This is a genomic window from Shewanella sp. MF05913, from assembly GCF_059758095.1.
The window spans coordinates 1-4963 of sequence record NZ_JCAYNT010000043.1 but is presented as its reverse complement, the minus strand read 5'-3'; the positions used below and the strand labels follow the sequence as shown (position 1 = coordinate 4963).

At 35.5% G+C, this 4963-nt stretch carries 6 protein-coding genes and 2 pseudogenes; 1 reads left to right on the top strand and 7 read right to left on the bottom strand.

Features of this window, described 5'->3' with window-relative positions:
- From AC19MV_RS22755 to AC19MV_RS22735, 5 genes are all read right to left on the bottom strand, one after another.
- Nucleotides 1–262 (bottom strand): PoNe immunity protein domain-containing protein (locus AC19MV_RS22755; protein ID WP_498310014.1); only part of this gene is annotated, 262 nt, incomplete at its 3' end.
- 137 nt (nucleotides 263–399) lie between these two features.
- Entirely contained in the window at nucleotides 400–1158 is a 759-nt protein-coding gene (locus AC19MV_RS22750) for a PoNe immunity protein domain-containing protein (RefSeq protein WP_498310013.1), read from the bottom strand.
- A gap of 311 nt (nucleotides 1159–1469) precedes the next feature.
- Nucleotides 1470–2663: an ADP-ribosylglycohydrolase family protein gene (locus AC19MV_RS22745; protein WP_498310012.1), complete on the bottom strand. Its 1194-nt coding sequence runs from the start codon at nucleotides 2661–2663 to the stop codon at nucleotides 1470–1472.
- 36 nt (nucleotides 2664–2699) lie between these two features.
- Entirely contained in the window at nucleotides 2700–2921 is a 222-nt protein-coding gene (locus tag AC19MV_RS22740; protein WP_498310011.1) for a hypothetical protein, read from the bottom strand.
- 125 nt (nucleotides 2922–3046) lie between these two features.
- Nucleotides 3047–3187, bottom strand: a complete 141-nt coding sequence (locus AC19MV_RS22735; protein WP_498310010.1) for a hypothetical protein — start codon at nucleotides 3185–3187, stop codon at nucleotides 3047–3049.
- Nucleotides 3188–3252: 65 nt separating this feature from the next.
- On the opposite strand from AC19MV_RS22735, the pseudogene AC19MV_RS22730 reads away from it, so the two are divergent.
- Nucleotides 3253–3567 (top strand): annotated as a pseudogene (locus AC19MV_RS22730) (DUF4113 domain-containing protein); the annotation flags it as partial.
- Between the two features lie 222 nt (nucleotides 3568–3789).
- Here AC19MV_RS22730 and AC19MV_RS22725 read toward each other — a convergent pair.
- Nucleotides 3790–4374: a hypothetical protein gene (locus tag AC19MV_RS22725; protein WP_498310009.1), complete on the bottom strand. Its 585-nt coding sequence runs from the start codon at nucleotides 4372–4374 to the stop codon at nucleotides 3790–3792.
- Nucleotides 4375–4799: 425 nt separating this feature from the next.
- A pseudogene (locus AC19MV_RS22720) lies at nucleotides 4800–4963 on the bottom strand (IS4 family transposase); the annotation flags it as partial.

Here is a 4963-nt window from a genome sequence, read left to right as displayed (position 1 = left end):
CAGCATAATTTTTTTGCCATTGACGATACTCTAACGCTTTGAGTAGATCTGGCTTTAGAGATGAAAGTTCATCACCACGTGAATATTTTTGATGTAATAAATACATAGAGTCACTGACTAGCCTAAATGAGCCTTTCATTTTTACTTCAATTGAATCAGTATCATCATATTTAATTTCTTCAACATCCTCAGCAATACATTCTTTTTTAAACGCTACACGTTCATCATAATATGCTTTATTTTTTAAGGTATCTCGTAACATGATTTGTTCTCTTATAACTCAGGTGCTTTAACTATTATGCTTGCATTTATATTTAATGCTTTTACTGACAGGCTTCCATTTTTTTATTGCGAATTAGTAGTTTTTTATTCTTTCAAATATCTCGTATCGTCACTTCTCTACTTATTTGAGCTACCTTGCCAATGTACTAAATCTTTTGGATAGTATTCATGATCGATAAAACTGCTATCGTCAATGTCATAAAGCTTAACGACTAAGGCAGCCTCCCAACACCAGTAGCCTATATAGGCATCGGTGTCCATTAAATGGTAATAAGGGCTTCCTTCTAGCTTATACCAAGCATCTAAATATGCCTTTACTAAGGTAGGGCGTGCTTCTGGCTCGCTTTTAATAACTTTATAAAGCTTGCTAAACCGCTTTTTAAAAAGTAATTCTTTGGATACTTCACGTTCATAATCTCCCATCTCAACGGCAATTTTATCCAATAATGAGTCAAGACCTTGATTAGCAATTAAAGTTAACATATGTAGGTAATACTCCTTACCCATATCCAAACAGTAAGCAAAACTTAGCCATTTCAGGAATTCTTCTAAGTAATTTTCTCTAATTTCTTCCCAACCTATACGCTCAGCCTGTTCATTGTCAGGTAATGCATCAGCATAGTTTTTTTGCCATCGGCGATACTCTAACGCTTTGAGTAGATCTGGCTTTAGTGCTGAGAGTTCATCACCGCGTGAATATTTTTGATGTAATAAATACATAGAGTCACTGACTAGTCGAAAAGAATTTCTCATCTTTACGTCATTGGTAAATTTTCCATCCGATTCAATTTTACTTACCTTTTTTTCAATAGATTTTAACCTGAATTCAATTCTATCGTTATAGTAATCTTTTGTTCTTAAATGCTCTCTTATCATCTTCAACCCCAGGGCGAGATCGCGAACGTTTTATGAACAAATTGAGTATATTTATCAAACTACATTTGTTCGGAATGTTATCACCTCAAGAATGATTGGAAGTGATTCTATACTGAAAACATTCATTGTGAGCAAAAAATGCACACTCATGCGGTTGCCCTGTCTTCAACCCCTTGCAATAATATGTATTTTTATTGATGACATCGTATTACCCTTGTCATTGTCATTGTCGTTTTTAATAAAAGGTGAAATCTGGAAAAAGGCCAATTAGAGTGAATGGCCATATTATTAATAATTTAAATTATAACTATTTAAATTGCTCTTTCTGAGATGATTATGTCTTTCAGCTCTTCAGCTTTTAAATAGAAGCAATGATTTTCTTTTATTTTACGAACCCATCTAAAATCAATAACCCTTTCACCATAATAGGCCCCTGCTAGTTGACCATATACTGCTCCAGTTGTATCTGCATCCTCACCTAAATTAACCGCTAACAGTGCACCTTTTTCAAATGAATCACTATGGAAAAATGCCCATAATACAGCTTCCAAGGTATGCATTACATATCCACTCGCTCGAATATCTTTTGCTTTTTTGTTCTTGTATTCTTCTTCTTTTATTAACTTGAGTACCGAATCACAAAGTGGATTTTGTTCCCAATACTCATCAATAGGTGTATATAACCCATCAAGTAATTCATCTTTTGATATCCCATGTAACGCGCCCCAAATGAGGCCGCTAAAATATCTACATGCATCAACAGCTTCAATTGCACCATGAGTTGTCATTGAACTTAACGCTGCGTATTTAATCGTATTGTCAAAACTATTAAAGTAACGAATAGGAATGGGGGCAATCCGCATGAGTGAGCCATTCCCCGCAGACATTGGAGTTGTATCACCAGATAAAGGGTCGCCTGTTTGCTGGTAACGTTTTAAAGCTGATACAACTGTATTACCAATATCAAAGCATTTTCCTGTTGCACTAAATACCCCGTCTTGCCACCATCTACAATATAAGTCCATTTGATCTTTTAAATCACACTGCTTAGTTCTAATAAGACTATGTACCAAGCAATACATCATACTTGTGTCATCAGTCCATTCACCTGCTTTTAGATTAAATGGACCACCACCAACAATATCGGTTAAGGGCGGAAAAGAACCAGGTGCTTTAAATTCAACGGTAGTGCCTAACGCATCACCAATTGCACAACCGATTAAAGCGCCTCTAAAACGATTAATATCATCTTCACTATCAACATTAATACGTTGATAGTATTCTTTACACTCTTCGTCTGTAGGAGTCGGTTTTGCAATCCGGAAAACAAAGTACGATGACATCCATTGAGTTTTATGCGGCTCTCTAGAACCACTCAACTTATTTGTCATAAAAGGAAACCGAAGATCGTTGGGAATTTTTTCTTCAAGTCTAATCATTTCTAAACTAAGCTCATCTGTGATTAGCTTACCTGTACGTTCATCATAATATTTTTTTTTGTTCATAATTAAACTTCTTCCAATCTTATTCTGTGCTGTCCATTAAAGAATGATTTTGATATTGCTCGAAATTTTGTCGAAGTTTTGAACAATATTTCTTTTTTCATGAGCTTTTACAGCTGAGTTATCAGAAATATTTACAACTGCTTTGGATTTTATATAAATAATCGTATTACAATCAAAGCCTTTAGCTACATCGCTTGTAGAACTTTTAAAGGCTTTTTCATGGTGTATGCCACCAACAGGAAACAATTCGTCTATCAATTCGTCTGTAAACTTATCAGCTCGAAATACTTAGCCTTCGAATCTCAATTTAGGATTCTAAGGCTAACTTTACTAACCCGTTATATGCTTCCGCAACTAATGTAGACCACTTTGCTCTAAATTCATTAGTAAGTATTTCCTCTCTTATGGTTGGCTGCCATTTTACCCATATCCTGCAATGCAGCTACAACTTCTTTTTTGGCTAGTTTTGGATCGCTATGTGTTATATCTACATAAGCAAATGCTTCATAAACTTTCTTAGCCATTTCCTCTGTATGTAGCCCTTTAATATTAGGCGCCTACACTAAGTTTTCAGTACCTTTAAGCCAATAAGACTATGCTGATTTTTGCCAGTAATTCACCCCATGATGAGCGGCCAGTAAGCTACAAAGCTATTGTGTATTTTCCATGTCCAACCAACTGCACTTTTGAGCTAACCAAAGCTATGAGTGAAGCCGCACCAAAGCTTTTTCGTGAAGGCATACATTATTACAAAATCGGTATAGTGCTTATTGATCTAGCCAGCGAAAAACACAACCAATTCGATTTGTTTACCCCTCCAAAAACTAACCCAGCTTTGATGCATACGCTAGATGACATTAACCAACGCTATGGCAATGATACGATGTTTCTAGCAGCTCAAGGCAGGGTAACCGCATGAGTGTGCGTTTTTTGTTCACAATGAATAGTATCAATACAGAATTACTTCCAATCACTCATGAAATGATAGCGTTATGAGCAAATGTAGTTTTAAAAATATACTTAATTTGTTCGTAAAACGTTCGCTATATCGCCCTGCAGCTCAAGGCATAGAGCATAAGTGGTCAATGCACCTTGACCTGCTAACTCTGCAATACACAACCAAATACTAGAACGGATTTAATAAATCGCTATCAAAGTTTAAGCCTTCAAGCTCTGAATTAATAAATAATCTCTTAAAAGCCTCATTGCAATATATAGAATAGCCGCCTTGTAATTTTGACTTAAAAAGTAGCTTATTTTGAATATCTTCATTCAAAAAAGCTAATGACTTAAGACCGTCTTCAAAGCCATCTACATAGTTCATTTTACATAAAGTTAGATCTTCATTCGCAAAAACTTGAGGATTAAATAGCATTAAAGACTCTCCATCAGCATTGACCTTTACAAATTCACCATAGGGATGGATTTTATCGACGAGAAATTGATATGCTGATTGAGTCAATAATAGAAAATTTCCAAGTACATTTATGTCAAAATTTTGCTTTCGTGCTTGTGGAATAAAGTTGCAGTCAAACTGACCATCCCACAAGTCCGCTATATTGGAATTATCATAGGGTAATGCCATTAGTTTTCTTACCACGACCTCGAAGGTGAGGTCAGTATTTCTTACTATTTGATTAGTGATTGTTACAGTATTCAAATCAACTAAATCATATGAGCCATTAGGCTTTTTCAAATAGTATGCGCTCATAGTCCTTCCCAATGTTCATCTTTGGTATCAAATATAGTACTTGGTAACGCCCTGTTTTCATACAACCTAACCTTCTAGAAACTGTTCTTTATTTGGTACTCTCTGCCCGCTAATATTTATACCTATCCAAGATTCGTTGTTATAGCGATGAAGTTTTCGGTGTGCTGGTGCACTCTCAGCTGCCAAGTCTATATTTGCATTAGGTTTAAAATATTATTCAAAATTTGGTTTCAACAACACTCTCATTTCTTTGATTTTTGCAGGTTTAATTGCCCATCGATTTTCGTCATCAAACTCAAAATCAATTCTAAATCGATTCGTTTTACTCTCCATTTGGAATAGCAGCTGCTTAAATTTATGACCGCAGTCTTTAAATATTAACTCTCTTAACTCGACAATTTTATCACTAACTCATACACTGGACCTTAAGCATTAAGGCCTGCAAAAATTCCATCTAACGTCATGTCTTTTCTAGATTTTCTTTGTTGTGACTTTTTTGCGTTTATTGTTATATAGCAGACCGCCCAGTCTATCTTTTCTGTTATTTCTGACCAAGCCCGATGACAGATACACTCAAAGATTGGCAGCA